This window comes from Brevibacillus sp. M2.1A, assembly GCF_013284355.2.
Taxonomy (GTDB): domain Bacteria; phylum Bacillota; class Bacilli; order Brevibacillales; family Brevibacillaceae; genus Brevibacillus.
Map to the genome: position 1 here is coordinate 2,366,973 of NZ_JABSUY020000001.1, position 25,666 is coordinate 2,392,638.

The 25,666-nt window shown below is 48.0% G+C and carries 22 protein-coding genes and 1 pseudogene; 10 read left to right on the top strand and 13 right to left on the bottom strand.

What is annotated here, in order from left to right:
• Window positions 1–29: 29 nt before the first annotated feature.
• On the top strand, window positions 30–1,358 hold the full coding sequence (locus HP567_RS11600) for an ATP-binding protein (protein WP_173608573.1): 1,329 nt from the start codon (window positions 30–32) through the stop codon (window positions 1,356–1,358).
• Window positions 1,359–1,434: 76 nt separating this feature from the next.
• Here HP567_RS11600 and HP567_RS11605 read toward each other — a convergent pair whose 3' ends face one another.
• Window positions 1,435–2,622 carry an MFS transporter gene (locus HP567_RS11605; protein ID WP_173608572.1) on the bottom strand — a complete coding sequence of 396 codons (1,188 nt, stop codon included), beginning with the start codon at window positions 2,620–2,622 and terminating at the stop codon, window positions 1,435–1,437.
• A 401-nt stretch (window positions 2,623–3,023) separates the two neighbouring features.
• Here HP567_RS11605 and HP567_RS11610 point away from each other — a divergent pair.
• Window positions 3,024–3,200, top strand: a pseudogene (locus HP567_RS11610) (transposase); the annotation flags it as partial.
• 368 nt (window positions 3,201–3,568) lie between these two features.
• On the opposite strand, the gene HP567_RS11615 reads toward HP567_RS11610, so the two are convergent.
• The 6 genes from HP567_RS11615 to HP567_RS11640 all read right to left on the bottom strand — a co-directional run bounded on the left by HP567_RS11615 (window position 3,569) and on the right by HP567_RS11640 (window position 8,147).
• Window positions 3,569–3,739, bottom strand: a complete 171-nt coding sequence (locus HP567_RS11615; protein WP_173608571.1) for a hypothetical protein — start codon at window positions 3,737–3,739, stop codon at window positions 3,569–3,571.
• A gap of 26 nt (window positions 3,740–3,765) precedes the next feature.
• Window positions 3,766–4,461, bottom strand: coding sequence for an ABC transporter permease (locus HP567_RS11620; RefSeq protein WP_229087991.1), 696 nt, complete (start codon window positions 4,459–4,461; stop codon window positions 3,766–3,768).
• Window positions 4,454–5,377, bottom strand: a complete 924-nt coding sequence (locus HP567_RS11625; protein WP_173608570.1) for an ABC transporter ATP-binding protein — start codon at window positions 5,375–5,377, stop codon at window positions 4,454–4,456. Before HP567_RS11625 ends, HP567_RS11620 begins: the two co-directional genes overlap by 8 nt.
• Before the next feature lie 83 nt (window positions 5,378–5,460).
• Complete coding sequence (locus HP567_RS11630; RefSeq protein WP_173608569.1) at window positions 5,461–6,402, bottom strand: sensor histidine kinase; 942 nt, start codon at window positions 6,400–6,402, stop codon at window positions 5,461–5,463.
• Between the two features lie 4 nt (window positions 6,403–6,406).
• Entirely contained in the window at window positions 6,407–7,120 is a 714-nt protein-coding gene (locus tag HP567_RS11635; protein ID WP_304502558.1) for a response regulator transcription factor, read from the bottom strand.
• 268 nt (window positions 7,121–7,388) lie between these two features.
• Entirely contained in the window at window positions 7,389–8,147 is a 759-nt protein-coding gene (locus HP567_RS11640; RefSeq protein WP_173608568.1) for a TrmB family transcriptional regulator, read from the bottom strand.
• A 396-nt stretch (window positions 8,148–8,543) separates the two neighbouring features.
• Between HP567_RS11640 and HP567_RS11645 the strand changes: the two genes are divergently transcribed.
• The 6 genes from HP567_RS11645 to HP567_RS11670 all read left to right on the top strand — a co-directional run bounded on the left by HP567_RS11645 (window position 8,544) and on the right by HP567_RS11670 (window position 14,643).
• Window positions 8,544–10,805, top strand: a complete 2,262-nt coding sequence (locus tag HP567_RS11645; RefSeq protein ID WP_173608567.1) for an immune inhibitor A domain-containing protein — start codon at window positions 8,544–8,546, stop codon at window positions 10,803–10,805.
• 199 nt (window positions 10,806–11,004) lie between these two features.
• Window positions 11,005–11,835, top strand: a complete 831-nt coding sequence (locus tag HP567_RS11650; RefSeq protein WP_173608566.1) for an electron transfer flavoprotein subunit beta/FixA family protein — start codon at window positions 11,005–11,007, stop codon at window positions 11,833–11,835.
• Complete coding sequence (locus tag HP567_RS11655; RefSeq protein ID WP_173608565.1) at window positions 11,832–12,854, top strand: electron transfer flavoprotein subunit alpha/FixB family protein; 1,023 nt, start codon at window positions 11,832–11,834, stop codon at window positions 12,852–12,854. Before HP567_RS11650 ends, HP567_RS11655 begins: the two co-directional genes overlap by 4 nt.
• Window positions 12,847–14,142: an FAD-dependent oxidoreductase gene (locus HP567_RS11660; protein ID WP_173608564.1), complete on the top strand. Its 1,296-nt coding sequence runs from the start codon at window positions 12,847–12,849 to the stop codon at window positions 14,140–14,142. Before HP567_RS11655 ends, HP567_RS11660 begins: the two co-directional genes overlap by 8 nt.
• A complete protein-coding gene (locus HP567_RS11665; protein ID WP_007726971.1) occupies window positions 14,142–14,438 on the top strand; it encodes a ferredoxin family protein in 297 nt (98 codons plus the stop codon). The genes HP567_RS11660 and HP567_RS11665 overlap by 1 nt, the downstream gene beginning before the upstream one ends.
• Window positions 14,439–14,454: 16 nt before the next feature.
• A complete protein-coding gene (locus HP567_RS11670) occupies window positions 14,455–14,643 on the top strand; it encodes a hypothetical protein (protein ID WP_173608563.1) in 189 nt (62 codons plus the stop codon).
• Between the two features lie 36 nt (window positions 14,644–14,679).
• Here HP567_RS11670 and HP567_RS11675 read toward each other — a convergent pair whose 3' ends face one another.
• The 5 genes from HP567_RS11675 to HP567_RS11695 form a co-directional block, all read right to left on the bottom strand.
• Window positions 14,680–15,069, bottom strand: coding sequence for a Mov34/MPN/PAD-1 family protein (locus HP567_RS11675; protein WP_217366942.1), 390 nt, complete (start codon window positions 15,067–15,069; stop codon window positions 14,680–14,682).
• A gap of 22 nt (window positions 15,070–15,091) precedes the next feature.
• Window positions 15,092–15,268 carry a hypothetical protein gene (locus HP567_RS11680; RefSeq protein ID WP_217366941.1) on the bottom strand — a complete coding sequence of 59 codons (177 nt, stop codon included), beginning with the start codon at window positions 15,266–15,268 and terminating at the stop codon, window positions 15,092–15,094.
• A gap of 83 nt (window positions 15,269–15,351) precedes the next feature.
• Window positions 15,352–20,208, bottom strand: coding sequence for a hypothetical protein (locus HP567_RS11685; RefSeq protein WP_173608561.1), 4,857 nt, complete (start codon window positions 20,206–20,208; stop codon window positions 15,352–15,354).
• Between the two features lie 155 nt (window positions 20,209–20,363).
• Window positions 20,364–21,569 carry a hypothetical protein gene (locus tag HP567_RS11690; protein WP_173608560.1) on the bottom strand — a complete coding sequence of 402 codons (1,206 nt, stop codon included), beginning with the start codon at window positions 21,567–21,569 and terminating at the stop codon, window positions 20,364–20,366.
• A 110-nt stretch (window positions 21,570–21,679) separates the two neighbouring features.
• Window positions 21,680–22,564 (bottom strand): glycosyltransferase family 2 protein, encoded by an 885-nt coding sequence (locus tag HP567_RS11695; protein WP_173608559.1) that lies wholly within the window; start codon window positions 22,562–22,564, stop codon window positions 21,680–21,682.
• Between the two features lie 137 nt (window positions 22,565–22,701).
• Here HP567_RS11695 and HP567_RS11700 point away from each other — a divergent pair, with 137 nt between their 5' ends.
• Window positions 22,702–24,060, top strand: a complete 1,359-nt coding sequence (locus HP567_RS11700) for a hypothetical protein (protein ID WP_173608558.1) — start codon at window positions 22,702–22,704, stop codon at window positions 24,058–24,060.
• Window positions 24,061–24,115: 55 nt separating this feature from the next.
• Here HP567_RS11700 and HP567_RS11705 read toward each other — a convergent pair whose 3' ends face one another.
• Window positions 24,116–25,222 carry a peptidoglycan-binding protein gene (locus HP567_RS11705; RefSeq protein ID WP_173608557.1) on the bottom strand — a complete coding sequence of 369 codons (1,107 nt, stop codon included), beginning with the start codon at window positions 25,220–25,222 and terminating at the stop codon, window positions 24,116–24,118.
• Window positions 25,223–25,317: 95 nt separating this feature from the next.
• Here HP567_RS11705 and HP567_RS11710 point away from each other — a divergent pair, with 95 nt between their 5' ends.
• Entirely contained in the window at window positions 25,318–25,665 is a 348-nt protein-coding gene (locus tag HP567_RS11710) for a DUF1360 domain-containing protein (protein WP_137029958.1), read from the top strand.
• Window position 25,666 lies beyond the last annotated feature (1 nt).

Here is a 25,666-nt window from a genome sequence, read left to right on the forward strand (position 1 = left end):
ACTTTTTGAACAGATGGATTGAGGAGATTATGACGAGTACACACCCGAAAAATCCCAGAGTTCTAGTCATTATGCTCGTTTCTGGCATCCTTGTTTTGATCTTGACTTGTGTAAGCATCGCGATTTCCTATTTCAATACGATTCAATCCGTCCGACTCTCCATTGCGAATCAAAGCATGAAAGCTGCTTCTACAGTAGCAGACAGTCTAGATGTTGACGCGTACCAAGAGTTTTTACGAAATCCGGTAAAAGAGACCCCCGCCTATAAACGAATCGAACAGCAATTGAATCAAGCTCGTGAGCAGTTCGGTTTGCTGTATTTATACACGATTCAAGTCAGCGAAGACAGGCAAAGTGGTCGCACAATGATCGTCGCAAGGCCGCCAAATGCGAAGCAAAATTTTGATATCGGTAATCCTATTGTTCTATCTTCTGAGCACATTCAAACGATTTACGAAGGATCATCAGCGTACTACTCAGAGATTATCAGAGATCCAGATTACGGGGTCTACATGTCTGCGGGCGCGCCGCTTAGAGATAGAGAAGGAAAAATCATCGGAATCATCGGAGTAGATACGGACGTAGCCATCATCGAGGACATTGGAAACGATGTCGTTCGTAGCAGCATTCCTGTTTTTGCGATTCAAGGTTTGTTTGTCGTCGTACTGATCTTTCTGGTTCTTTGCATGGAACGCTGGTACCAACGCGCCATCAAGGCAGCAGTTGGCGAGACGGAAGAAACCTACCAGGAAGAATTGCGCTCAGTCATTTGCTCGATGCGCTCCATACGCCATGATTTCGTCAATCACATGCAAGTGCTCTACGGTTTGATCGAATGCGGATATTATCCAAAAGCACGAGATTACGTGCAGTCGTTGCTGAAAGAAACCAAGCTTTTGGACCTCACGGTGAGATTTGCGAATCCTGCTTTAATGGTATTGCTTCACACCAAATGGGAGCAGGCCAAATCCAAACAAATCGTCATGCAATTTGAAGAATGCTCTGATCCAATCGATAGCATTCCTTCCATTGATCTGATCAAAATTTTATCGAATCTTATTGATAATGCGATTGAAGCGGCTGAGTTAGCGGATGGGGAAAAGCGAGTCAGCATCTATTTTTGCTGTGATGAAGAACACGTTGTTTTCCGAGTGGAAAATACAGGACCGGAAATAACGCCAGAACAACGTGCACGTATTTTCGATAATGGCTATACAACGAAAAGAGAGAAAAAATGTGGTGGGCGCGGAACGGGTCTGACGATCGTAGATGCAGTTGTTCACAAGTACAAGGGGAAAATTGAGGTTTGGTCCGAGCAGGGAATCACGAGATTTACCGTTTGGTTGCCAGTGAAATAGGCTCAAAACGAAAACGATTCTAGGATGATACGAAAAAGCCGTCAAATAGTTGACGGCTTTTTGCTTTTGCGAGGCGCTATGCATGGTGTCCTGGCGCTGGCTGCACCACTTGGCTTTCCTGTGCTGGAACAGGGCGTGAGATCGAGTAGAAGGCAAATCCGAACGAAAGCAGTACGAACACGGCTCCAACCCATGGTGTGTAAATAACGGAGGATCGCTCGACGACGAGACCGCCAGCCAGAGAGCCAAGGGCGATACCTAAATGCTGGGCAGAAGTATTCAGGCTTAATTGAATGTCCGCAGTAGCAGGTGAGCAGGAGATCAAATAGTTTTGCTGTGCTGGCGAAATAGCCCAGCTAAGCGCACTCCAGATGACCATGATCGGCAAGAACAAATAAAGCGAGCCTGTAAAAAACGGCAAGACACACATGATCAAGCCGAACACTGGAATAATCAACAGAATGCTCTTGGTTGCTCCCCACTTGTCAGCAATCCAACCGCCAATACCACCACCTGCAACGGCAGCAATCCCGAACAGGAGATAAATCCAGCTCAGTGTCGTTGCGTCTACATTCATCGTCGTTTGCAAATAAGGGGTAAAGTATGCATACAGCGTCAAGTGACCTGTCAGCATTAACATGACGATAAACAAGGCGCTGAATAGCTTGCCGCTACGGAGGGTAGTCATTTGATCACGCAGCGGAATCGGCGGTGCAGTTTGAACTTTTGGCAAAAACATGAGGATAAAAATCACCGCAACGATACTCAGAGCCGCAATCAGCCAAAATGGGGCACGCCATCCGAAGGCATTCCCCAGAGCCAGTCCGACAGGGACGCCGAGTACAAGCGAACCGCTAATCCCCATGAAAATAACGCCAATGGCGCGACCACGGTAAGCAGGTTCCACAAGACTCGTTGCAATGGTAATCGACAGCACAATCAGGATGGAACTACTTGCTGCACTCAAGATACGTGCTGTCATTAATACGGCGTAGCTCGGACTAAGTGCCGCAAGTACATTGCTCAGGAAAAAGGCTGCTAATGCAAACAAGTATAGCTTTTTGCGCTCGACACGCCTCGTAACATGCAGGAGCAAAGGAGCGGCAACAGCAAAGGCAAGCGAGAAAATGGTGATTAATTGTCCGGCGGCACTAATTGATACCTGAAGGTCACGAGCGATCAGATCGAGCGTACCACCGATAATCAATTCCACCGTACCTACGACAAAGGTAGCAATCGCTAAGATGAAGACACGTGGATTCAAAACAATAGCTCCTCTCAAGAAAAGGTTACTACCATAATAGTAACCTTTTTGGTCGTGTGCAACTAGAAATTTCTCCATATAAATAGAAAAGACTCCGGCCAACTGTAGAATGAAAAACATAGAAAGTTCATTCGATAAATGTCACAAACGGTTTGTCAAATTTAAACCCACTGAAATAACAAAATAGGGAAAGGATATGAAGTGGGAAAACCAAGACACGATCATAGTTTACGAGCACTATTTTAATGAAGAAAAAAATCGCCAAGCTCATGATTAATAAAGCTATAGAAGAGGCACAGAAACGTCCATATAATCTTCCGATAGAGTTTCATTACAACGAACCTGAACGCATTTGAGAATGTCTTTATTTCCGTTTATGGGACAAGCCATCATTTGTCTAGGACCTGTTTCGTGACACGATCCAGCAGTTCTTTGAAGCTGAAATGGATGATCACTTAGGTTAAAACAAGCATAGTTCCGACGGTGACTATACTGGAAATAGTCGAAATGGCTACAGTAAAAAGACGGTGAAAACGAAGTTTGGCAACACAGAACTTCGTGTGCCTCGCAATCGTAATACGATAAGGAACTCGAGTTTTTTCATATTGCCGGTACCCTTGGTAGTAGCAGCCATTGTTCTCTGGAATACAGTACTTGGAGTGAGCGACAATGTTGGCGTTCGCCCTTAACGTACGATTTTTTCCATTTCATGAGGTGACCCCAAGCTGGCCGTCTTGCCACGATGGTGCCAGTGGGCAGGTCTTCAAGGCTGATGGAGGGAACAGGAGCTTTTAGCATCTAGAAAAAAAGAAGGAGCTTGTCGCGCCGCGACAGCTCCAAGAAACCCAATTCTTTACCTTTGGCTCTACGTCCATGATTCTTTCGATTGCAGTAACTCCGCCACTACAATAGCCCTCGTTTCATTTCACCCTGATGCTCCTGCCGCTCACTGCTTTTTCTTCGCGAACAGCAACCAGCTCGCGGACAGGACCGCTAATCCGACAGCACCTAGCATACTGATCAGCACATGTCGGTCTCCCGTTCCCACATACAGCAGTCCATTCAAGACAAAAGAAGCGGTGCAAAGCAAAAAGCTCCATTTCAATACTTGTCGCATGATCCTAATCTTCTCCTCCCGTTCTGCTACTTGAGCACATCGACATGCTCGATGTTTCGAATCGACATATACGCGACGGCCGCGCCGAGGAGTGCCAGGCCAATCGGCACTGCAAGAATGGAATATAAGGTGAAGCCGTTGACGTTCTGGCAGACGAGCATCACGACGATGAGTGACGACACGATGGTAGCCGCGCCTGAATGTTTGCGCATGCCGAAATTCAGAGGAATCAGGCTTAAAAAGCTGGTCGCCAGCGCACTCATCACGACCGCAAGCAGCGATTTGGTTGCAACGGACCACGAGAGAGGCTCTGGAACAACGGAGGCGAACAGATTGAATACATAAAAGCCAACACCAACAAACAGGTTCGCCGCAATATCCGCAACGAGCGTAAACAGCACGACGACGAGCAGCTTGGCTGCGATGAGCTTTTTGCGATTGATCGGGTACATGAACAGTACCGTGATCGATTTGTTGCGGAACTCGTTAATGACAAGCCGGGAAATGAGCACTGACGCGAACACTATGTACGTTCCCCGAATGAGTGTATCAATGACGGAGAACGCCATATCGTAGCTCGTAAAAGGCATCTTTTCTGTAATTTTCGAGTCAAGGCTGATAAAGCAAATGAGACTTAAGATCACGACGTTGGCGATCATCGCTGCCCGAATATAAGACCCGATCCGAAACTTGCGCATTTCGAGCTTCATGAGCTTAAACACCGACGCCACCCCCATTCAGAATGGACAGGAAATAATCCTCAAGCGACCCTTTTTTCTTATGAACCGCTTCGATCTTGACATCGTGCAGCACCAAAGTCTTCATCAGCTCGCTTTGCGGAATGCGGCTATCGTAAATGCGGATTTGGCCATCGTCGGTGACGCGGACATTGGATATTTGCAAATAGTTTTCAAGCACGTAGGCCGCTTTCCTACTGTCGTTCGTCGTGATTTCGATATACTCCTGTGTTTGCTTGACGATATAGTCCATCGAAACTTCCTGCAGCAGCTTGCCGCCGTTCATGACGGCGATCGTGTCGGCGACCAGCTCCACTTCCCCAAGAATATGGCTAGAAATGAGAATCGTGGTCCCATATTGCTTGCACAGCATTTTGAACAGATCGCGAAGCCCCTTGATTCCTACAGGATCGAGACCATTCGTCGGCTCATCGAGAATCAGCAGCTCCGGCTTGGTCGTGATCGCCCGCGCGATGCCGAGCCGTTGCTTCATCCCCAGCGAAAATTCCTTTACCGCTTTCTTGTCGATCCCTTTCAGATTGACCAGCTCAAGCGCCTCATCAATCGCCTTTGGGTCATGGTAGCCCATATATTCGCAATGCAGCTCTAGGTTTTCACGGGCCGTCAGCTTTTCGTAAAAGATCGGGTTTTCGATGATCGTGCCCATTCGCCCCAGCAGTCGGTACGACGTATCAGTCAGCCGCTCACCGAAAATTTCGATCTCACCTGCCGTCGGCTTCACCAGGTTCGTGATCATTTTCATGACCGTTGTTTTGCCCGCACCGTTTGGACCAAGCATGCCGTATATTTCGCCTTGCTTGATGTTCATATTGACGTTCGAAACAACTTCCTTACCCATGTAAGCACGAGTCAGTTGATTCGTTCTTACGATATACGTCATCGTTCGATGCCCCCTTCGTTCGTTACAAGCTCTATCGTAAGCATCGAATTTTGCTTTTTCCTTACCTGATTCTTACAAATTCCTTAAGCCCCGAATGCGATTCGCTTCAGTCTGACGGTAAACACTGTTTTTTCGTACGGCTTGCTATGGATGCGGATCGTCCCTCCTTGAGCTTCGATCAGCCTTTTCGTAATTGTCAGCCCGAGACCGCTGCCCTGATACGATTTGTTACGGGAGTCCTCCAGCGTGTACATCCGCTCGAACACCCGGTCCTGATGCAGCTCGTGGATCCCTTTGCCCCGATCCCATACGTCCACATATACAAACTCGTCGTCTCCGCGCAATGTTAATCCGACCACCATCGCCTCTCCGCCATGCTGAATCGCATTGGCGATCAAATTGTTCAGGGTGCGGTCCAGCGCTTCCTCGTTCCCCCACGCATACATTGGCTTGTCCGGGATCTCAATCGCGACCTCAAAGCCTTTGACCGTCAGCGTGTCATAAAATGCGAGTATATTTTTTTCGCAAATATCGTTCATGTGGATCCGAGAAAGGGGCATCGGCTCGTCCCCTGACTCCAGTCTCGCCAAATCAAAAAACTGTCGGATGAGCTGCAGCACCTCGTTGGCCTTGGCGTGCACCTTGGACAATAGAACCTTTTGTTTCGCTGCGTCCATGTCCGGATCCAGATTGATCGTTTCGATATAACCAAGTACAACGGTAAGTGGCGTCTTCAAATCGTGCGATATGTTCGAGATCATTTTCCGCATCGACTGCTCCATCTTCAGGAAATTCGCCGCTCTTTGCTGGTTGTGCTCCAGCAAATGATTGATTTCGATCAAGACCGGTATCAATGCGCGATCGTCCGTAAAAACAAGCAGCTTTTCGCTTGTGCCACCCTCGATAATGTCCTTTAATTTGTGGTGAATCAGTTCCAGGCTGGAGCTTCTAGCCCGGTAAGCTCGGTATTGAGTCGCAATCACGACGAGCAAAAGAACGACCAGCACAACTAGCGCGATCACCATGTCATTATCCTTCCCACTTGTAGCCAATGCCCCACAGCGTCTTGATATAACGTGGTGCGGATGGCTGGTCTTCGATTTTTTCCCGCAACCGGCGGATATGGACGTTAATGACGTTTTCGTCCCCATAATATTCGTCATTCCAAATAAAGCCGTACAGCTGCGCCTTCGTGAACACGCGATTTGGATTTGTGGCGAACAGCTTCAGGATTTCGAATTCTTTGGCCGTCAGCTTCAGATCGACATCGTTTTTCGAAACTGAAAAATTTTCCAGATCAATACGCAGGGCTCCGAACATCAGCACCTTGGCAGCTGGAGATGCCTGATCTGCTGAGCCCGCTCCCGCATTCGAATACGTCGTGGCACGACGAATCGCCGCTTTGATCCGAGCCGACACTTCAATGAGAGAAAACGGCTTTGCAATGTAATCGTCGGCACCGAAGCCGAGCCCGATCGCTTTATCGACGTCGTTGTCCTTTGCCGACATGATCAAAATCGGCACCGAGCTGTTTTCTCGGATCCTCTTGATTACCTCGATGCCGTCCAGCTTTGGCATCATGATATCGACAATGACAATATCGAAGTAGCTTTGCCGAAACTGGGCAATTCCGTCCAGTCCATCAAACGCTGCCAAGACGTCGTAGCCTTCTTTGATCAGATGATTCCGAAGCATCTCGACGATTTGGGCATCGTCCTCAATCAGCAGTATGTTGTGTGGCATGGTGTTCTCTCCTTAATCCTATCCTTTTAAAAAAATCTCTTCCGAAACGATCACGATGTTTCCGAATACGCACATAGGAGTAGCGCTAGCAAATCGCGTTTATCTTAACTTATTGTGACCATCATTGTTAAATCAATGGTTGTCACATTGGAGTTAAGATAAACGCGTAATGTAAATGGCTAACATGGTATTTAGTTATTTATATTTATTGGTTATTTTGGATACTTTGTAGTTTTTAATAAAACCAAAAGCCAAAGTCCAGGGATTGTCAGTATCGGAGGCGGATAATCATCTTGCGGATTTCTTCATCGTCAAACAGTTGATCCACGTATTTTTGGGTGATTTTTGTCAGTGCGACATCATGGTAAAAAGAATCGGCAAAAAATTTGACGAACGGTTGACCGCGTGTCTTGATCGCGTGCCACCCTGTTTCCTCCTCGCCTGCAAAAATCATTTCGTCTTGGTCCGCTACAATTAGCTGATAGCGCTCCAAGCCTTGATGCTCTTGCACAGGGATAAAGGAATGAACACAGGAAAGCTTGGTAGTAATCTGCCCGATCACCAATGCTTCGATCTCTACTCCTTCCTTTTCTTTCATTTCCAGTAAGGGTACATACTCTAAAAAATCATCGGACCAGGCGGAGATACGAATAGACCGAGTCGCTCGTTGGATCAATTGTTTGCATTCCGCGCGGATCGATTCGTCAACCTTCAGGCTCCAGACTCGGTCATCACGTACAGTTTTATGGGAAAGGGAGCTGGTCAATTTTTTGACGTCCGTTTGAAATTGGCGGGTCAGCTTTTCTACCAGGCTGTCCAGGGGAAGGGCTGTATACCGCTTTTTCTTTTCCGATACGGTGTCAAGGACCATCCCCTTTTCTACCAGACGATTCAACACCTCGTAAATTTTTGCCTTTGGCACCCCCGAATGCTTCACGACCATTGCTGCATCGAGAGGCTCGCCGCTAGACGCCAACGCTTCATAAACTTTACTCTCATACAGAGAAAAACCAAATGTTTGCAGCATCAAAATCCTCCATGGAAAACACGAGCATTTTTATTCGATCGTACCGATAATCGAGTTGTTTTGCAAGAAAGAGGAGGGGCGAAAGGAATATTTTATCGGAATGTATCGAGCTTTTTCGACAAAATTCGCTAATTTTTCTGTAGGTCTTTAGGCAGTAGACACACCATGCATATATCAAATTGAGACCCTATATATAAATGATTAGCCGAAAATTCGGCACTTGTTCCGAGTAGGTCGATAGCCTTATTGAGCAATTTCTTTTGAACGTGAAGGTTTTTTTGTCGAAGGAAAAAATTTGGCAAAGATTACGTATCACGTAATAATTAAGAATAGTCGGAATTGGGGGTTTAATTTTCCGATGCATCACAAATAGATAGAAAAAGAGGGTGAACCTTAGTGAAGAAAAGCAAAAAGCTCTTATCCGTTTTATTTTCCTCCTCACTCGTGCTCAGTACTTTCGTGGCTGCACCTGCAACGGGTTTGGCCAAACCCAAAGAGGACAAGCATGATCTGCATGTAGATTTGTCCACTGTTAACCTGGAGCGACTGATTAAAGGGTTAATGGAGCAAGGAATCATTGATGAAGACGCCGATCAGGAAGAGATTGACGAAGCGTTGCTCGAGTACTTCGAAGACAAAAAAGTCCCGCACGGCATTGATGAATCGTCCTCTTACGGTAAGGAAGCGAGCAGAGGACAGCAGGCAGCATTGGCTGATGCTGTGCAGAAAGTGGCTGAGATGGAGGACGGCGATGAAGTACGCTCTTCCAAACGACTACATACGGATAACATCGTTGTCGCTCTTATCGAGTTCCCTGACCGGGAGCATAACCAGCTACCAAAAGTGAGTGACTCGCTTTGGACAGAAGACTTCAACGAAAAGCACTATAAAGAGATGCTGTTTGATCAGAAGGGGTATGAAACTCCTGAAGGTATCGGCATGACAACCATGGCGAAATACTTCTACCTGCAATCGGGAAGATCTTGGACGGTTGACGGTGTGGTAACGCCATGGCAAATGGCAGAGAACGGCTACAAGTATTATGGAGGAAACGATATCAAGGGGGGAGATTCCAATCCGCGTGATCTGGTACTCGAGACCTTGGCGGCAGTTGGGGAATCCATTGCTGGGAAAGAGGAATTGTATGATCAGCGTGATCCGTATGATATCGATGGTGATGGAGACCTGATGGAGCCAGATGGCAATCTGGACAACCTCATGCTCGTTCATGCAGGGATCGGAGAAGAGACAGGGGAAGACCCAGATGCGATCTGGTCTCACCGTTGGACCTTGAGCAAACCAGTGGATATTCCAGGTACTAGCCTCAAAGCATTTGATTACATGATCCAGCCAGAAGATGGCGCACCAGGCGTATTCACTCATGAGTACGGACACAATCTCGGTTTGCCAGACTTGTATGACACCTCAAGAGCCGGAAAAGATTCGCCAGTAGGCGCTTGGTCCCTCATGTCGTCTGGTAGCCATACAGGTAAAGTCTTCCAAACGGAACCTACAGGCCTTGATCCTTGGTCCAAAATGGTTCTGCAACAAATGTTTGGCGGCAACTGGATTGCTCCGACTGTTCTGGACTACAAGGATGTAGAAAAACGCAAGAAAACGGTTCCGCTCATTGATGCGAGCAGCACCGAGAAAAGCGGAAAAGTCGTTAAGCTGAATATGCCGAAAGTTGAAAAGAAACCGCCGGTAGAGCCAAAAGATGGTGGCTACGCATACTTCTCGGATGAAGGCAACAAATTGAACACCAAAATGACTTCCGATGTGATCGATTTGACTGGGGTCAGCTCCGCTACGATGAAATTCGACTCATGGAGGAACATTGAGGAAGGCTATGATTACCTATCCGTCAATGTAATCGATGCGGATACAGGTGAGAAAAAAGAAGTGCAAAAATTCGATGACGTAACAAAAGGCTGGGACAAAGAAGAAATCAGCCTGAACGAGTTTGTCGGCAAAAAAGTGCAAGTCGAGTTTAACTATGTGACGGACGTCGCTTACGTGTTGGACGGCTTCTATCTGGATAACTTTGAAGTAGAGGCAGATGGGCAAGTTATCTTCGCGGATGATGCAGAGGGTGAGAAGAAGTTCAAGCTGGATGGCTTCATCCACTTTGATGGAAAAGGCAAAATGTACGATGCGTACTACCTGGTTGAGCTGCGCTCTCATGAAGGAATTGACGCTGGACTGAAGTACTTCCGCCGCAACGACTCCTTCTTCACGTATGATCCAGGTATGGTGATCTGGTACTTTGATGGTCGCTACGAAAGAACACGTGATAACAATACGAGCCAGCATCCAGGCTACGGCTTGCTCGGTGTAGTAGATGCCCATCAGGAAGTGCGTTACTGGAACAATGATGAGGGTAACAAAAGCGCAATTGCAGACTCCCGCTATCAGGTGAACGATGCTGCATTTAGCCCGAACAAAACGTCCGGTATGGATCTGGATTACATTTATGGAACGATGAAATACGATCCGTTGAAAGGCGTTAAGGAGTTTGACGACAGTGATGATTACTCGATGCCGGAAGTACCGGAAGTCGGAAAAATTCTGCCGCAAATCGGTTTGCAAATCAAGCTGAAAAGGGTAGACAAAAAGTTCACGGATGCTTCGGTTGAGTTCTCCATTGACAAACATTAATGAATAAGCCAAAAGACGCCACACAGCGCCAAGCTGATGTTTGGCGTCTTTTTCGTTTCCATGATTACTGGTCTAAGCTCGGCTGCATCGAAATAGGCTATAACAATGAACGACAAGCTGCCTGATCTGATTGCGCGTAAGAAAGGCAACCTTTTGTACAGGCATAGGAATCGCGCCCGGCAGCAAGGGGGGATCAATCATGCTGCATATTGTCGCTTGCATTAAGCAGGTGCCGGACACCAAAATCATCAAGATGAATCCGAAGACGAATACGATGGATCGCGCCAGTGCGCCAGCCATTCTCAACCCGTATGATGCACATGCGGTGGAGGAAGCCGTTCGTTTGAAAAATCGATATGGGGGTGTGGTCTCCGTCGTCACCATGGGACCGCCGCCAGCGGTGAAGGCCATTCGGAAGTGCATCGAGATCGGGGCAGACGCAGGCTATCTGGTAACGGATCGTGCATTTGCCGGAGCAGACACATTGGCGACCAGCTATGCAATTACCAAAGCCATTGAGAAGATTGCAGAAAGCCAGCCAGTCGACCTCGTCATTTGCGGGAAGATGACCATCGACGGTGATACGGGACAAGTCGGACCGGGAGTCGCCAGACGGTTGGATATTCCGCCGCTTACGTGTGTGAAAAAAGTAGTGGAGATAAACAAAGAACAAGGTTACGCCATCGTGCATCGAAAGCTGGAGGATGGTTATGAAGTCATTCAGTCGACCTTGCCTTGTTTGTTTTCCGTGGAGAAGGAGATTAATGAAGTACCTTATTCTCCGCTGCCCAACATGCTTCGAGCTGCCAGATATAATCCTGTTGTCTGGTCCGTCGATGACTTGGGGGATATTGATCGGGCGCAGTTAGGCCTGAAGGGCTCTCCTACCATCGTTGCAAAAGTTTGGCCCCCAGAGAAACCAAAGGGTGGCGAAATGCTCGAAGGAAGTGCCAGCGAGCAAATTGCACGCTTGATGGAAATTTTGCACGATAAACAGCGACTGTTTCGGGTGAAGGAGGAGCAGATATGAATCTGGATGATTTTCGTGGCATCTGGGTGTTTTTAGAGGTGAGTGACGGTCGTATCGCCCCTGTATCACTCGAGCTGCTGGGGGCGGGAAGACAAATGGCTGACAAGCGAGACGTGCCGCTTGCTGGTTTGTTAATCGGAGATGGAGTCAAGGAGTTGGCCCACACGGCGTTTCCCTACGGTGCGGACCAAGTGTACGTATACGATCACAAAATTTTTCATGAGTACCGGACAGAATCCTACATGCGAGCTGTCATCGCATGTGTCCAAAAGCACAAGCCGGAAATTATCTTGTACGGGGCAACCTCAACAGGAAAAGATTTGGCGAGCGCTGTTGCGACGGACTTGGAGACAGGACTGACCGCCGATACGACCATGCTCGATGTGAACGCGGAGACAGGTTTGTTGGAGGCGAGCCGTCCAGCGTTTGGTGGTAACATCATGGCGACGATTTTGTGCAAAAAACATCGACCGCAAATGGCGACGGTTCGCCCAAAAGTCATGAAAGCGCTTGAGCCAGATGAGTCACGTACAGGAGAGATCATAGAAGAAAGCTTGAAGCTGCGTGAAGAAGACATTCGCACAAAAGTACTGAAAATTGTCCGGGAGACGAAGGAAAAGGTGCGGCTGGATGAGGCGGATGTGATCGTCGCTGGCGGCAAGGGACTCGGAAGCAAGGAAGGCTTTGCGCTTATACATCGCTTCGCAGAACGAATCGGGGCAACCGTCGGGGCCAGCAGAGATGCGGTGGAAGCTGGCTGGATCGGTCATGAACATCAGGTCGGGCAGACGGGAGTGACGGTCACACCCAAAATTTACTTTGCCATCGGCATATCAGGAGCTATCCAGCATTTGGTCGGCATGCGCAACTCAGGATTGATCATTGCCATCAATAAAGATCCGAATGCACTCATCTTCCAGTCTTGCCACTACGGTATTGTCGGTGATGCGTTTGAAATTGTGCCATTGCTCATTGAAGCTTTCCAAAAGGAGCCGGACAAGGAGGTAACGTATGGCTGAGAAATTTGATGTAATCATTGTCGGAGCAGGTCCGGCTGGAACAGCTTGTGCTTATACACTTGCCAAAGCGGGCGTAAATGTTTTGTTGATGGAACGCGGGGAATATCCGGGTTCCAAAAACGTCATGGGAGGTGTTTTGTATCGCAAAACGATGGAAGACATCATCCCCGAATTTTACAAGGAGGCACCTGTTGAACGACCAATCGTCGAGCAGCGGTTCATGATGCTCGATAAGGAATCAGCTATCAATTTCAGTTATAAAGGCATGGAGTGGGCCCAGGAACCTTATAACAATTTCACGGTGCTGCGGGCGAAATTCGACCAATGGTTTGCAGACAAAGCCGTGCAGCAGGGAGCACTTTTACTCAATGAGACCGTCGCTCTGGAGTGCATTGTTGAAAATGGCAAAGTAGTCGGTGTGAAAACAGATCGACCGGATGGGGATCTATACGCAGATGTTGTCGTTCTAGCAGACGGAGTCAACTCCTTGCTGGCGAAATCGTTAGGTTTCCACAAAGAGTTTCGCCCAGACGAAGTAGCGCTCGCTGTCATGGAAGTACTGAAGCTGGATCGCAAAATAATTGAAGATCGCTTTAACCTCGAGGGTGATCACGGTTGTACGATTGAAATCTTCGGGGATTCGACCAAAGGGATTCTGGGGACGGCTTGGTTGTATACGAATAAGGACAGCTTGAATATTGGGGTAGGGACGATGCTGTCGGGTCTAATCAAAAACAAGATCAAGCCGTATGAGTTGTTGGACTATGTAAAGAATCACCCGATGATTCGGCCGTATATCCAAGGCTGTGAGCAGCAGGAATACTTGGCGCACCTGATTCCCGAGGGGGGATATCGTTCCATTCCCAAAATTGTCGGCAATGGTGTCCTTGTCGTAGGAGATGCTGCCCAGCTCGTCAATGCGATCCATCGAGAGGGATCGAATATGGCAATGGCATCTGGTGTCATGGCGGCGGAAACGATCCTGGCAGCAAGAGAGGCAGGGGACTATTCCGAAAAAATGCTCGACGGATACCGGATCAATCTCTTGAACAGCTTTGTGGGTCAAGATTTGAAAAAGTACAAGGACGCAACGCATCACTTTGAAAAATTCCCGCAGTATTTCGAACAATATATTCCGATGATGAACAAAGCGGCGAGTCAGATGTTCACGGTTGATGGCAGCTCGAAATGGAGCAAGCAGAAGAAAATCTGGAGCGACCTCGGCTCTGCGAAGGACAAATGGAGAATGGCGCGTGATTTGATGAATGCGTGGAGGGTGATGAAGTGATGCAGGATCTACCGAAGGGCCAGTCGATCGAGGAGAAACAGTATCTCGTGCGCTTCAAAGCGGATACGGAGTCACATCTGCATGTTCTCTCCGCTGATGTTTGTGCAACGCAATGCCCTGATAAGCTCTGTACCATCTTCTGTCCTGCGGAAGTATACAAATGGGAAGAAGTAAGGATGCACGTCGGTTACGAAGGGTGTCACGAGTGCGGGAGTTGCCGCATTGGTTGCCCGTATGAAAATATCAAATGGGTGTATCCGAAGGGTGGACACGGAATCATCTTCAGACTCGGGTAATGGGCGGCGATGAGCGGTGATACAAGTAGGCGATCTGGTCGTATATGTAAAGGATGGGGCAAAGGGAGTTGTCATTCATATTGAGGAGGACCGCTTCCAGATAAAATGGGAAGATGATTTTGTCAGCTGGGAGAAAAGGGAATGGCTGCTGCCCAGTTCCTTGGAGCCGGGCGACCATCTAAAACAGAAAGAACAGCGGGAGTAAATTCCCACTGTTCTTTTGTTTTGAGGAATTTGACTACTAGTTACGGACTGTATAAGGATACACCCGAGCAAAAGACCCCTCAATTCGAAAACAGCCGAGAACTGGTTGTGGAGAAGCGAGCGAAACGATGAGATACGCAGCCTCCGGGTAATGACAGTAAGCAATATCTTCAGGTGACGGAATGGGAGGAGCAGTAGGGTGGGAGTGATAGATCCCGACCAAATGCTCCCCGCGAAACGCCATTTTGTGGAAAACGTGTTGAATCTGCTTGGGGTCCATGGCGAAGGCCACGGGGCTTTTCAATGTATTTTCCATTCGCCAAACCGTTTGTGCACTCCCATTTCTACCGGAAAGCAATCCACACGTTTCATTTGGCCTCTTCTCCAGGGAATCTCGGATGATCTCATCATAGACAGCACGGGTCATGGAAAAGGGGGTCTCTAAAAGATTAGCCCTGCCAACGCCTGCCGCAGCATCCTCCACTCGTTCTAGTCTGGACGGACGGTTGAACTCTGTGAACCGGACCGGATTTTGGCAAAGGTGATGGTGGCATTCGACGCTGGGTAGGTTGGACAGGGTGTTGTTGACGCTGTTGGTACAGTGCACGCATTTGTTCAGGTGTCATGGTTTTTTCCTCCCTTTCTAGACTGTACTATGTTGTATTCAGTATGGCTGCACATGGTAACGGCTCTCGCACATTTTACTTATTCAACGAAACGGGTTGAAGGCGTTGGCGTTTGGGGGATACATCGGCATTTTTACGGGTGTGGGAGTTACTTGTTGTGTCGAGGGATCGGAGCTTGGCATAAATGGAGTGGTTTGTTGGAATTGGGTGCCTGGCTGGAATTGAGTATTTTGTTGGAATGAAGCGCTATGCTGGAAATGGCTGAAGGCTTTATTGGATCGAGTTTCTTTTTGCGTGAATTCTTTGATGATTTGTTTGTATTTTTCTTCGTTGTTTTGGAACTCTTTCACCATGTTTTTTAGTCCGGCTATCGTCTTTTTCATCAATTGCTCCTGGGATGTAAACTCTTCAATGGCTTTTTCTTTTTCCGTTAGCAGAGTGTCATATTTTTGAGTTGTTTTCTCTAGCATTTCGTTCCATTTATTTTTTTGAAGAGACACGTTCGCGAGCTTCTCGTCGGTTTCCTTGGCTTGTTGCTGAAAAGCTTTGATGCGATTCTCCGCCTCCGTTAATTGCTGTCGTGCTTCTTTTAACTCCGACTGGAGACTCTTAACGGTGTTTTGTGTTTGTTGGATTTCTTCGTCGCGTTTTTGGATGCTTTGCTGCAATTCTTGCTCATGCAGGGAATGGGATTCGGCCAGCTTTTTATAGTCAGCAACGAGTTGATTTTTCGTTAACCGGGCTGCCTCCAGCTCAAGCAGAGCTTCCGTTAATTGTTGAGAAGTCGCTTCGTGTTTGGCTGTCCAACTCTGTTCGAGATCGATTGCTTTTTGCAACATCTCCTGGCGGGTCGCTTCTAGTTCTTGCGCTTTCGTGTGTACATCTTGTTTTTGCGCTTCGAGTTCTTGCTCTCGGGTGTATCTATCTTGATTCTGCACTTGCAGCTCCTGCTCCCGGATATGCAAATCTTGCCTTTGAACTTGGATTTCTTGCTCCTGAGAGAGTAGTGCTTGTTCCAGTGTGTGTAGTTCTTGCTCCCGAGTAAGCAACTCCTGTTCACGAGTTTGTAGGGTATGCGCTTGAGCGAGCAGCTCCTGCTCTTGGGTGTGTAGCTCTTGATCTCGCGCGTTCAGCTCTTGTTTCAGCGTGAGTAACTGTTGCTCGTGGGAGTGGATTTCCTGCTCATGAGAGAGAAGCTCCTGTCCGCGAAGCTGCAGCGCTTGCTCTCGGGATTGAAGTCCTTGTTCTTGTACCTGTAGTTCTTGGCTCTGAGTCAAAAGCGCTTGCTCCTGAGAGAGGTTGGCTTGTTCCCAATCCCGAAGCTCCTGTTCATGGGTCTTGAGTTCTTGTTCTTGAACCTGCAACGCCTGCGAATGAGCTTGTAGTTCTTTTCCTTGAGCCTGCAGCTCTTGTTCAAAACGGTTTAATTCTTCTACCCGTACTTGAAGGCCTTGCGTCTGCTCGAGAAGTTCTTGCTCTCTCGCCTGAAGCCCTTGCTCGAAAGCGAGCAGATCTTGTTCTTTTGTCTGGAGGTTTTGATTCTGAGAGTGAAGTTCTTGCCCGCGCGTTTGCAGCTCTTGCTCGAGAATGTAAAGGTCTTGCTCTCGAGCTTGAAGGTATTGCGTCTGTGTGAGAAGGTCTTGCCCTCGAACTTTAAGTCCTTGTTCGAGGATTGTAAGTTCTTGTTCTTTTGTTTGGAGGTTATCTGCTTGTGATTGCAGTTCTAGGCCCTGTGTCTGCAGCTCTTGTTCGAGAACATGAAGGTTCTGCTCCCGTGCGTTGAGGTCTTTTGTCAGGGAATGCAGCTCTAGCTCTTTGGAAGTGAGCTGCTGTTCTTTCGTCTCGAGGTTTTGCGCTAGGGATTGAAGTTCTTGGCCTTGAGTCTGCAGCTCTTTTTCGAGGACGTGAAGGTCCTGTTCCCGTGCGTTGAGGTCTTTTGTCAGGGAATGCAGCTCTAGCTCTTTGGAAGTGAGCTGTTGTTCTTTCGACTCGAGGTTATGCGCTAAGGATTGTAGTTCTTGCCCTTGTGTCTGCAGCTCTTGTTCGAGAACATGAAGGTTCTGCTCCCGTGCGTTGAGGTCTTTTGTCAGGGAATGCAGCTCTAGCTCTTTGGAAGTGAGCTGCTGTTCTTTCGTCTCGAGGTTTTGCGCTAGGGATTGAAGTTCTTGGCCTTGAGTCTGCAGCTCTTTTTCGAGGACGTGAAGGTCCTGTTCCCGTGCGTTGAGGTCTTTTGTCAGGGAATGCAGCTCTAGCTCTTTGGAAGTGAGCTGTTGTTCTTTCGTCTCGAGATTTTGAGCTAGGGAATGAAGTTCTTGGCCCTGTGTCTGCAGCTCTTTTTCGAGAACGTGAAGGTCCTGCTCCCGCGCGTTGAGGTTTTGCGTTTGGGAATGCAGCTCTAGCTCTTTGGAAGTGAGCTGCTGTTCTTTCGTCTCGAGGTTATGGGCTAGGGAATGAAGTTCTTGACCCTGTGTCTGCAGCTCTTTTTCGAGAACATGAAGGTCCTGTTCCCGTGAGTTGAGGTCTTGCGTCAGGGAAAGCAGCTCTAGCTCTTTGGATTGAAGCAGTTGTTCTTTCGTCTCGAGGTTATGCACTAGGGATTGAAGTTCTTGCCCTTGCGTCTGCAGCTCTTTTTCGAGAACATGAAGGTCCTGCTCCCGTGAATGGAGGTCTTGCGTTTGGGAGTGCAGCTCTAGCTCTTTGGAAGTGAGCAGTTGTTCTTTCGTCTCGAGGTTATGCACTAGGGATTGAAGTTCTTGCCCTTGCGTCTGCAGCTCTTTTTCGAGAACGTGAAGGTCCTGTTCCCGTGAATGGAAGTCTAGCTCTTTAGAAGTGAGCAGTTGTTCTTTCGACTCGAGGTTATGCGCTAGGGATTGAAGTTCATGGTCTTGTGTCTGCAGCTCTTTTTCGAGAACATGAAGGTCCTGTTCCCGTGAGTTGAGGTCTTGCGTCAGGGAATGCAGCTCTAGCTCTTTGGAAGTAAGCTGTTGTTCTTTCGTCTCGAGGTTATGCGCTAAGGATTGAAGTTCTTGACCTTGTGTCTGAAGCTCTTTTTCGAGAACGTGAAGGTCCTGCTCCCGTGAGTTGAGGTCTTGTGTCAGGGAATGCAGCTCTAGCTCTTTGGAAGTGAGCTGCTGTTCTTTCGTTTGCAGGTTTTGGGCCAGGGATTGGAGTTCTTGGCCTTGAGTTTGAAGCTCTTTTTCAAGACCGTGAAGGTCCTGCTCCCGCGCGTTGAGGTTTTGCGTTTGGGAATGCAGCGCTAGCTCTTTGGAAGTGAGCTGCTGTTCTTTCGTCTCGAGGTTATGCGCTAGGGAATGAAGTTCTTGACCTTGAGTCTGCAGTTCTTTTTCGAGAACATGAAGTTCCTGCTCCCGTGAATGGAGGTTTTCCGTCAGGGATTGAAGTTCGAGTCCCTTAGCCTCGAGTTTTTGCTCAAAATCGAGCAAGCCCTGCTCCCGAGCGTTGAGGTCTTGTGCCAGGGAATGTAGCTCTAGCTCTTTGGACTGGAGCTGTTGCTCTTTCGTCTCGAGTTTTTGCTCCAGACCGAGAAGTTCCTGCTTCCTTGCATGAAGGTCTTGTGCCTGAGAGTGTATTTCCAGTCCTTGCGCTTGTAACGCTTGTTCAAGACCGAGAAGTTCCTGCTCCTGTGCTTGAAGCTCTTGTCTCTGAGAATGCAACTCCAGCTCCTTAGCCTGGAGGTCTTGCTCAGTAACAAGCAGCTCTTGTTCTTTGGTCTGCAGGTTATGTTTTAAGGATTGCAGTTCTTGGCTTTGCCCCCGCAACTCTTGCTCAAAACCGAGAAGTTCTTGCTGCCGCGCTTGAAGCTCTTGTGTCTGGGAATGCAGCTCCAGCTCCTTAGTTTGGAGCTTTTGATCTGTGGCAAGCAGCTCCTGTTCTTTCATCTGCAGGTGATCCGCTTGAGAATGTAGTTCTAACCATTGGGTCTGAAGCTCTTGTTCAAGACCGAGCAGCTTCTGTTCCCGTTTTTGTAGGTGTTGCGTCTGAGAATGCAGCTCTTGCTCCTTCGACTGGAGGTCTTGTTGGAGAGCGTGTAGATCCTGCTCGTGCGCCTGGAGACTATGCTCAAATGCGTGGAGGTTTTGCTCTCGCACCTGTAGTTCCTGTTCCCGCACCTCTCCATTTGCGCTTGCTTCTTTAAGCTGCTGTAGGGCAGAGAGTGTCTGCTCTTCCCGTGCCCGTGCGTCCGCCAACTGCTGATTCAACGATTCGATTTTGGAGAGTTGCTCATGCTGCTTCATCTGTGCACTCTCAAATTCTTCATTTGCATGATCCAAAGCTTGTTTCCAGGTAAGCTGTTGCTGCTCCAGATGCGCGATCATGTCTAAATGCTGCTGTCGTTCATGCAGGATTTCCTCGATTTGACTCAGTTGCTGCTGATCTTGCTCGTGTAACGCTTTTTGCCATTGTGCCTCTTTTTGTTCGTAGCTTTGTATACGCCGTTGGAGCAATTCAATGTGCTCCCGCAAGTGTGCTTCTTGAGCTTGGTGTTTCGACATGATTTCTTCAAGTCGTGGACCTTTTCGTTGCTCTCTGATCTCGGTCTGCAAGCTTTCGATCGAACTCTTTAGTTTTGCCTCTGTTTCCTGGTGGTCGGCTATGGCATTTTCGCGTTGTTTCAAGAGATGCTCGTAGTAGTCGAGCTTGCTTTTCATTTCTTGAAGCATGTCTTGTGAATCGTTCAAGCGCTGTTTCCATTCTGCCCCTTTGCTGTCCAAATCGTGGAGGTTCTGGTTTAATTGTTCAAGCTGGTCTCTGTATGCTTCGTTTTTTTGGGATGTTTCCTCTATCAGCTTTTGTAGGTGCCACACTTCTTTCATGAGTTGGTTTGCTTTGTCTTCGTAGTAGTGTGCTTGTTTTTTTAGCAGGAGGAGCTTCTCATTTTCTTTCGGCTTGTTCGCATTGGAGATTCTCCTTTTGTACACAGTGTTGTCCTCCTTTTTCCGTCTGGCATTCCCATATAGTCATATGTACGGGGTGGGAATTGGTGCCTGTATTGCCGTGACTGTTTATCCATAGAAAAAACGGGAGAAGTGCTGGTCTTCTCCCGCCTGATTGGTAATCATCTTTTTTGTTTAGCTTACGGAGAAGTGATGACAATATCTCCGAAAGTGATGCAATCGGCAACCAGCAATTGTTCGTCTGGCACAACGGTGACGGTTGCGGAGAAAATGAGGACACCGGCAGAGTTCGTGAGTGTCAGGATGATGACATCAGGCAGGCCGAGACCTGTTTCCGCCAAAGTGAGGGAGTAGGTTACGGTCTCCTGTGCCCCTGTTGCGGTAAATGTCTGAACGCCGGTACCTGTTACGACGAGACCTGTCACGATAGGAAGGATCGGCAAGACGGTAATGCAGGTCGGAGAGCTGATAGTCGTAGGCGAGAAGCTGAAGCTTTGATCGCCAGGGAGTACATCTGGCAAGACATTATCAAAGAAGTTAAAGGTAAACGAGCTGCTGGACGGATCGCAGCTTGGGCAGATATCTGCGATAAGCTGAATGGTTCCGGCCGCGAGTACGAGCGGGATACCGAGCGATACGGAAATGTTCGGTACCAATGCGTTGACGGACGCCTGGCAATCGCAGTTGCGTACTGGGAAGATTGGCGGGCATTGTGGCGGGAATGTGATCGGCGGGCAACGGAAAGATGGCGTTGGCGATGGAATTGGAATGTTGTTTGGACGCGGCGCGCAGAATTTCGCCAATACTTCCAGTTTGACTTCAGCTTCTACCTGGATTTCTACGCAGACAATGACGTCGAGTTGAACCATGCCACCGAGGAGAACGGTACCGGTCGGTGAGCACTCAAAAGCACTGATTCGGCACAAAATATTGTCCTCATCAAGTGGTTCTGGCAGGCAGAGAACGACTTCCTGATCGAATTGCACGGTTGTTGTGAATTCGCAGAGAGGTGTTCCGTCTGCAAATACACGAACCAGCACAGTGGCTCCGAACACGAAGCGAACGACCCCGACCCGAACGGTGGTTCCACCGACTGTAATGTTCTCGCGGCGAATACTGACGACTCTGCAAGTAGGACCAGGAGTAACTGGCTCAACGCAGGAGAGCGTGATATCTTGCCCTGCACGAATGGCAGCGTCTACCAGAGCTTGACAATCGTCGGGAAGGGCAATCTTGTTTCGGTAGCTGTTCGCTAATACTACCCAGTCATACACCTTGTTGACGCGAATGCACTCTTCCTGCAGGTTGTTCGATATAGGAGGAGTTGCTGTAGGCGTCGGTGTAGGGAGCTGGCGACCCATAATGGGCTTCACGTGATGTTTCACCGTAAGAATCCTTCCTTTCCTAGGGAGTTTGCTTTGCAGTTACATACTATGTGGGCAACGGGAGTTTGGCATGTTGAGCATGCGCCTATTTTTTAGGTCACTATCTTTTGTTAGAACGGAATTTGGAATTTTTGGAAGAACCAATTGTCGTCGAATTTTCTTTGGGCAGCATATCGAACACGCTGAGCGGCCGCCCCGCAAGTCAGCACATCATCCGCAATTTCACTCGCATTTGCGTAGAGTACAAGTTTTTTCGCTGCCTCAATCCGCTGCTCGTTAAAATGGCTATACGCCATTCGAAGCATATTGTAATAAATGTGCTCATGTGCAACTGTGTAAGGGTGAACTTGCCTAAACAAATGCAAGATTTTTACGGATGGCTGTACCATACACGTATATCCAAAGAGCCACATCTTAATGGAAAACTCGATATCCTCAAATCCCCATATGCGAAAACCACGGTCAAAGCCCCCGACTTTCACAAAAGCTTCTCTGGTGACCAGGAAGCATCCCCCTGGCAATATCGCAACCGGTGCAGGGCCCATTGGTTTTGGATACCAGGTAATCTCGAGCTTCTGATTCAGATTTTGCCCATATCCAATTTTATGTGGCTCTGTCATGGAAGCGATTCCGGGAGCAACACCATCTGCCTTTTTTGTCAGAATGAGCTCCATCATACGATCGATCCAAAAGTTTTCAAAAGACAGATGGGCATCGCAAAAAATGAAGTAGTTGCCACGGGCATGATTCACGCCCAAATTTCGTGCTGCTGCAGCACCAATGCCTTCTGTCGTGATTAATTTTATTTTTTCATTTTGCCCTTGGCCTTGTAAAAAGTGACAACCGTTATCAGTTGAGGCATCATCAACTACGATCACTTCATACGGATACGTGGTTCTTGTATTCAAAAGGGAAGTGATGGTAGAACGCACATTGTCCCCCTCATTTTTTACAGGAATGATAATGGAGATCAGGGGCATTTGTGAGGTGGGCATATAACCACTCCTTTCTGTAGCCATCGTATGCGCAAAGCGCTTCTTCGGAACAGTCATCGCCAAAAATGTTCACTTTGGACACTGGGCATTCATACAATATCGCGGACTGAAGGAAAGTGTCGTAAGGAGAGATGGGAATGGATGTTGAGGTATATTACAGTGGTCAACGTGGCGGGACCATGCCGTACGCGGCTCTGCCAGCGTTCCGTTTATTTTGCAAGCAAAATGGCTTTCAATTGAAGTGGGATTTGACGAATAAAAGAGTTGACCTGGATTCGGGGTTGAAAGGAAAAGTTTGCGTTCTTTTTACAGGCATATCTTCAGGAGGGACTGCCTATGAGTGGGAGGTATTGGGGAACGTTCAAAAATTTCTTTCTGATAGTGGGATGGAGGTTGTCTTAAGTCAAAACAATCCGTCTCTGGCGAAAAATACAGATGTCGCCATACGTTTCAGCTTGAAGGAAATGAGAGTCCTGGAAAAGCCGAGACTGATTTTCTTTCAGTCAGAGGATGAAAAGCGGCAAGATCTGATCAAGTGTTTACGTACAGAGATGCAGCAGTCAGGAATCCCGTGTCACTATAAAGTAACCAAAAATCAAAAGCAACCATCGATCGTTCACATCCAGTTGCAGCTGCCCCTTTTTACGGAAGTGAGCAAACGTAAACTGTATTCGGAAAAAATTGCGCTGCACTTAGCATCAGGGGTTTTGGAGTATTTCCAAAATGGATTGCACATTCAACCAATGGCTTTTTTGCCACCCAATATTTTAAAACTGTTTTATTCCACGATGCTCTTTACCTCTGACAAGGAAAGTCAGCAGGGAGAAGACGAAAAGCCATTGGCAGAAGAACAAAACACGATTCAGGAAAATGACCAGCCGAGTGCTGAGGTCATTGACTTAAATAGAGAAGTAAACAGCGAGTCAGAAAGTGAACGGGAAGAGCTGTTGATCCTGGCAGAAGAAGAACTGCTGGAACAGGTAGTGACCATTCATCCAGTTGAAGAAGTGCCTGAACAGGTCGAATTGCGTACAACGGCCGAAGTGTATTTTGATTACACGTTGATTCACTCTGAATCAGTGGAGAAGCCGTACCTGTTGATTGGGACGCTTCAGGTGAAAAATACGGGGAATGTTGAACTGAAAAATCCAATCGTTTGCCTGCGTGTCTCACCAGTCGATTCAATCAAAATGGGAGGGCAGGTATTGCCGCCGAAGCTCGTGGAAACGATGGCCGTGCAAGGTACATCGGGCTTAAAAGGCTGGAGATACTTGGAAGACGATTGGTTTGCCCAAGCGATGGAGAGAGGGGAATACTGGATAGCGCCGATCCAGCCTGTAACCATTGTGCCAGAATCGACGGAATCCTTCCAAAACTTTCAGATTTCTTTTATGAAACAAGAAGCGGGGAAGGGAATCGTGGTCGAGGGTGTCGTGCTGTGCAACGATCAGACCGTACACTTTTCCGCCAATAACCGGATCGCCGTGTCTTTCTAATAGGGAAGAAAAGCCACCATTTCAGTAGAAATGATGGCTTTTCCGTTCCGCGTCTCTATTTTTTCAAGAACATTTGTACGAACGTTTTCCCGTACGGACCGCCATTTACAACAGCAATGGCAACGTAGTCGTATGTTGGACTCATGATATTGGCTTTGTGCCCGGAGGAATTCATGAACATTTGATGAGCGCTGCTTACGGAATAGTTTTGGGCAATATTTTCAGCAGCAGCAATATAGCGAATACCAAAAGTGTCCATCATTTGAAACGGTGAGCCGTAAGTGGGAGACGTGTGGCTAAAGTACCCTTTGTTTACCATATCTTGGGCTTTTACACGTGCAACATTCTCCAACTGCATGTCCACTTGATAAGGAGCGAGTCCGTGGCTGGTGCGCTCTTGATTCACGAGCTGAACCATTTCTTTTTCCTCAGCCGTCAAACCAGCGGGTAGAGGAACTTGCGTGCCAGCACCAGGGTTTTGCGGTTGCTCAGGCTTGCTTGGTGTTACGGGAGTCGTTGGATTTGTTGGAGTAGTTGGCTTCGTATCTTGCCCGGGCTGCACTGGATTGTTCTTGTATTGCGTTTGAATGGCTGTATAAGTTTTGGCATCTGCTTCACCAGTCAACGGTTGTTTATTGCGCGACTGGAATAGCATGACGGCAAAGCGCGTAGATTCATCGTAATAACCGGAGGCAGTTACTTTGTATCCGAGGCCAGCGAGCATCTTTTGCAATTCCTTCACGTTTTCACCGCTAGCACCCAATTTCAGCGTAACGTAATCGTTGGATTCAGCAGGCTTGCCAGGCTTGCCAGGCTTGGACGGTGTGCTCGGCTGTGTCGGTTGCTCTTGATTGCGTGCTTGGTACGCGCTCTTCAGTTTATCGTAAGTTGCTTTGTTTACAATTCCTGTTTGCTTGAGCTTGTATTTTTTCTGGAACGCTTTGACGTTATAAACTGTGTAGCTGTTGTATGTCTTGTCCACTACCAGCTTGTAGTCGTAATGGAGTGCATCGAGCATTTTTTCCACTTCAAGCACACGCGAGCTTTTCATTCCTTTTTTCAAAGAAGTAAAGCTAGTTTTCGCAAATGCAGGTTGTCCGATCATGGTTACGAGGACGGACAGGGAAAGGATCGTTGCCATTTTCTTCATGTTGCGATTCATCTCATCACGCCTTTCTCTGGTTTGTCGCACCACAATGGTACTAAATGTGGAACAAATGAGAAAAGCACAAAATATTGGAAAGAGGTGGAGGTGGAATGTTTGACCTCTCATGGATTGACCTAATCATTCTCGTGCTGGCAAGCTTTCGTCTCACGCATTTGATTGTTTTTGATGAGATTACGTCTTTTCTGCGAAACCCATTTTACCAGGTGTTATATGTACCTGATGAGTCGGGGCAAATGGTTCGGGACTTTCAATTTAAAGGTGGTAGGGTGCGCCAATGGATAGGCAGACTGTTGAGCTGCCATTGGTGTGTGGGAATATGGGTAGGCGCTTTGATCGTTGGGTTGTATATGTATGTGCCAGCCGCCTATCCGTTGCTGCTCCTGCTTGCCATAGCCGGAGCGGCGGCTGTCATTGAAACGAAGCTATATACGAGTTGAA